The organism is Sphingobium lactosutens DS20 (assembly GCF_000445105.1).
GTDB classification, from domain to species: Bacteria; Pseudomonadota; Alphaproteobacteria; order Sphingomonadales; family Sphingomonadaceae; genus Sphingobium; species Sphingobium lactosutens.
In genome coordinates this window covers 1-4,534 of sequence record NZ_ATDP01000023.1, presented here as the reverse complement: position 1 = coordinate 4,534, position 4,534 = coordinate 1, and the positions used below count along the sequence as shown (strand labels likewise).

Below are 4,534 nucleotides of genomic sequence, written 5' to 3'. Positions count from 1 at the left end.
TTTCCAGCCAGCGCACCGTATCGAGGTCGTTGCGATACAGCGCGCCGGCGACCAGCCAGTCGTTCCAATAGCCGGAGAGCAGCAAAGCCGTCTGATGCCGGGCATCCTCCATCCGGTTTTCCGCGACCTCTATGCCCAGGGCGCCCGCCTCGCGATCGAGCGCCGCCTTGCCCGGCAGGCGGAACGGTCGGGCGATCGTGGCGTCGAACTCGTCATAGCCGCCTTCCCTGTCCACGCTGCGGCGAACATAGCTGCCGGTAACGGCAATCTCATGGGTCCCCTTCGCCAGCATGTCGCGGTCGGCACGGGCGGCGTCCACCCGTGCCCGCGCGGCCGCCACGGCCGGATGATTGTCCAGCGCTTCGGCAACCTTTTCGCTCGGCGGCAAATCGGCGCGCTGGGCAAGCGCCCCAGCGGGTGTGAGCAATGCGACAAGCGCCCCGAGGATGATCGGCGATCTCATGCGATCCTCCCCCGGGCTGACACCGGGACTACGTGCCAGCGCACTGGCAGCGACCGCTTCGATTGGGTGACCGCGTCAACCAGTGTCCCCAGAGCGTCCTCATCGACAATCAGTTCCAGCGCGTTGCGGCGCAGAAGGCCCGACACCCGTTCCGCCGTGCTGGCGTCGCCGAAGTCCCAGCCGCGCACCGCCTGCTCGGCGATATGGATCGGCGCGTCGCAGGCGGCGCGGAGTGCGTCAGTCACGCTATCGGCGTCATGCGAGGCGCAATGGAAGGTCAGCAGGATGTCAGCCATTGTCGGTTTCTCCCGCGCTTTCGCCGAAACGCTCGAACAGGATCGGCAGCAGAATGAGCGTCAGCAGGGTGGAGGTGATGAGGCCGCCGATCACGACGATGGCGAGGGGGCGCTGGATCTCCGATCCCGGGCCGGTCGCGAACAGCAGCGGCACAAGGCCGAAGGCCGTGATGCTGGCGGTCATCAGGACGGGACGCAGGCGCCGTTCGGCGCCGAGGCGCACCGTCTCGGTCATGCTCCGCCCATCGGCGCGGAGCTGGCGGAAATAGGTGACCATGACCAGTCCGTTGAGCACCGCGATGCCGAGCAGGGCGATAAAGCCCACCGAGGCGGGAACCGACAGATATTCTCCCGAAGCCCAGAGCGAGACGATCCCGCCGACCATGGCGAAGGGGATGTTGACAAGGATGAGCACCGAGGCGCGCATCGAGCGCAGCGTCGCCAGCAGAACGAAGAAGATCAGGAGCAGCGCGATCGGGATCACGACCGCCAGCCGGGCCGAGGCGCGCTGCTGGTTTTCGAACTGCCCGCCCCAGACGATGCTGTAGCCGGCGGGCAGTTTGACCTTCGCGCCGACCTCGGCCTTCGCTTCATCGACATAGCCGACCAGATCGCGCCCGGAGACGAACGCCTGCACCAGCGCGAAGCGCGACCCGTTCTCATGGTCAAGCTTGACCGGCCCCTCTGTCCGCTCGATCCGCGCCATGTCGCTGACCCGGGCGACAATTCCGGCGGGCGTGTGCAATTGCAGATCGGTAAAGCGGGCGGGATCGGCGCGCAGCGTCTCATCGCCGCGAATGACGATCGGCACGCGCTTCTGGCCATCGGCGACGACGCCGACATGGACGCCTTCGATCTGCGCGCGCAACGCATCCTGTATCTGGTCGACCGGCATGCCGAAGCGCCCGGCGGCGGCGCGGTCGATGTCGAGCTGGAGATAGTCTACGCTGTCATTGGCGACGGTCAGCACTTCGGATGCGCCATCGACGTTTGACAGAATCTCCTGCACCTGACCCGCGAGATCGCCCAGCGTCGCCAGATCCGGCCCGAAAATCTTGACGGCAAGATCGCCGCGCGCACCGGTCAGCATTTCGGAAACCCGCATCTCGATCGGCTGGGTGAAACTCGGCTCGATGCCGGGCAGGCCTGCCATCGCCTTGCGCATATCCTCGACGATGAGATCCTTGTCGCCGCGCCATTCGGAGCGCGGCTTCAGGCGGACGAAGCTGTCGGTCTCATTGGGGCTCATCGGATCAAGTCCGATTTCGTCCGATCCGACGCGCGCGATCACGTCCTGCACTTCCGGCACGCGCATCAATGCGCGCTGCGCGGCCATGTCGCCCTGAACCGACTGGTCAAGATCGATGGAGGGCAGCTTGGTGAGCTGGACGATGATAGAGCCTTCATCCATCGTCGGCATGAAGGTCTTGCCGACCGCGCCATAGGCGATGCCGGCGATGACCAGCCCTGCCGCCGATAGTCCATAAACCAGCCGCTTGCGCGCGAAGGCGCCATCGAGGAGACCCCGGTAGCGGGGACCAAGCTGGCGCATCAGCCACGGCTCACCATGATGGCCGCTTTTCAGGCCGAAGGATGCAAGCACCGGAACGAGCGTGAGCGCGAGCAGGAGCGAGCCGGCCAGCGCAAAGACGATGGTGAGCGCAACCGGCGCGAACAATTTGCCTTCAAGGCCCTGCAGCGACAGCAGCGGCAGGAACACCAGTGCGATGATGGCGATACCGGCCGAGACCGGCACGATGACTTCACTTGCCGCCTGATAGACGAGGTTGAGGCGCGGGGTTCCCTCCTCGTGTGCCCGGCCGAGCCGTTCGACGATATTTTCCACCACCACGATCGACCCGTCGACCAGCAGGCCGATGGCGATGGCAAGACCGCCAAGGCTCATGAGATTGGCCGAAAGGCCCATGCCCTGCATGAAGAGGAAGGTGATGAGCGCCGCCAGCGGCAGAGTGGCGGCGACAATCGCCGCCGCACGCCAGTCGCCAAGGAACAGGATGAGCAGCACGACGACAAGGACGGCCGCTTCGAGCAAGGCTTTCTCGACCGTGCCGACGGCGCGCGCGATCAGGTCGGAGCGGTCGTAAAAAACATCGACATGGGTGCCTGTGGGCAATGTGCTTTCGATTTCCGCAAGGCGGGTGCGGACACCATCCACCACCTGCCGCGCATCGGCGCCGCGCAGGGCGATCACCAGCCCCTGAACCGCTTCGGCCTGACCGTTTTTGCTGACCGCGCCATAGCGCGTCAGGCTGCCGGTTCCGACCGTCGCCAGATCGCCCAGCCGAACGATGCGGTCGTTGCGGCTTTGAACCACCAGTTGCTGTAGATCCTCGACCGACCGGATTGCGCCGACCGCGCGCACGATCAGCGATTCCTCGCCGCTTTTCAGCCGTCCCGCGCCATCGTTACGGTTGCCGCTTTCAATCGCCGTCTGGATGTCCGCGATCGAGAGGCCTGCCGCCGCAAGCGCAACGGGATCGGGGCGGACTTCGAAGGTTCGCACAAAGCCGCCCAGCGCGTTCACATCGGCGACGCCCGGCACGGTGCGAAGCGCGGGGCGGATGGTCCAGTCGAGCAGTTCACGCTTTTGCTGAAGCGAGAGCGGTCCCTCGATTGTGAACATGTAAATGTCCGAAAGCGGTGTGGAAATCGGGGCAAGGCCGCCGCTGACCGACGCGGGCAGATCGGGCAACACGCTCGACAGGCGTTCGGCAACCTGCTGACGCGCCCAATAGATGTCGGTGCCGTCGACAAAATCTATGGTGATGTCGGCAATGGCATATTTGGCGGTGGATCGCAGGATGGCCTGATCGGGAATACCGAGCATTTCCATCTCGATCGGCGTGATGACGCGGCTCTCCACCTCCTCGGGGGTCATGCCCGGCGCCTTCAGGATGACTTTCACCTGCGTCTGGGCGATGTTCGGATAGGCATCGACCGGCAGCGTCACGAAGGCCCAGGCGCCAAGCCCTGCAACCGCGAGGGCGAGCGCGAGAACGAGCAGACGCCAGGACAGCGAGGCGGCGACTAGCGAACGCAACATGGCCCGGACCTATCGCGACAAGGCGAGCGCCTTGAGTGCGCTCGTGCCGGAAATGACCACCTGCTCGCCCGGCCTGACGCCTGAAAGCAGCACGGTTTGTCCCTCGACGGAACCGCCCCCAGATCCACCCAGCGTTACGTCGCGGATCGCATATCCGCCGCCAGTGGCGACGAAGACGATAGTCTTGTCCCCGATCATGGCGATCGCACCAGAAGGCACGCTGACGGCACCGGCCGGGGCTGGGCCGGACAGCGACATGCTGGTCGCGCGGCCGGCGATGATGCCCGGCCCGGCAGGAATCTCGGCCTTGAGAACGACCGAGCGGGTGGCAGGGTCTATCGTCGACCCCACGGCCGTGACCCGGCCGGCGATGTCGGGCTCGATCAATACGGTCATGCCCGGGCGGGCCGTGCCGACGAGCCGTTCGGGCAACTGGCCGACAACCTCATAGCGGTTGGCGGCGTCGATCACGTAAGGCGCGGTGGTTCCGTCCACCGGATTGCCCGTCTGGACGCTGGCGGTCGTGACGCGCCCCGCGATCGGCGCGGTCAGCGTATAAGTGCCGCTCGCGCCCACGCCATTGACCATTTTGAGGATGCGCGCCTTTTCGGCGACATCCGCGCCCGCTTCGGCCGCCAGCGCATTGGCTTCATCGGCGCGCGCGCCAGCGATGATGCCTTCGCGGGCAAGCTGCGAGAGCCGGGCCGCGTT

General features: G+C 65.8%; 4 protein-coding genes. All 4 read right to left on the bottom strand.

Annotated elements, in window-relative coordinates; genetic code table 11:
* Positions 1–463 (bottom strand): TolC family protein (locus RLDS_RS29435; RefSeq protein WP_021224266.1); only part of this gene is annotated, 463 nt, incomplete at its 3' end.
* Complete coding sequence (locus RLDS_RS29430) at positions 460–759, bottom strand: DUF3240 family protein (RefSeq protein WP_020819433.1); 300 nt, start codon at positions 757–759, stop codon at positions 460–462. The genes RLDS_RS29435 and RLDS_RS29430, both read right to left, overlap by 4 nt.
* A complete protein-coding gene (locus RLDS_RS29425; RefSeq protein WP_021224265.1) occupies positions 752–3,823 on the bottom strand; it encodes an efflux RND transporter permease subunit in 3,072 nt (1,023 codons plus the stop codon). Before RLDS_RS29425 ends, RLDS_RS29430 begins: the two co-directional genes overlap by 8 nt.
* Before the next feature lie 9 nt (positions 3,824–3,832).
* Positions 3,833–4,534: efflux RND transporter periplasmic adaptor subunit (locus RLDS_RS29420; RefSeq protein WP_021224264.1), on the bottom strand; the 702-nt coding region annotated here is incomplete at its 5' end.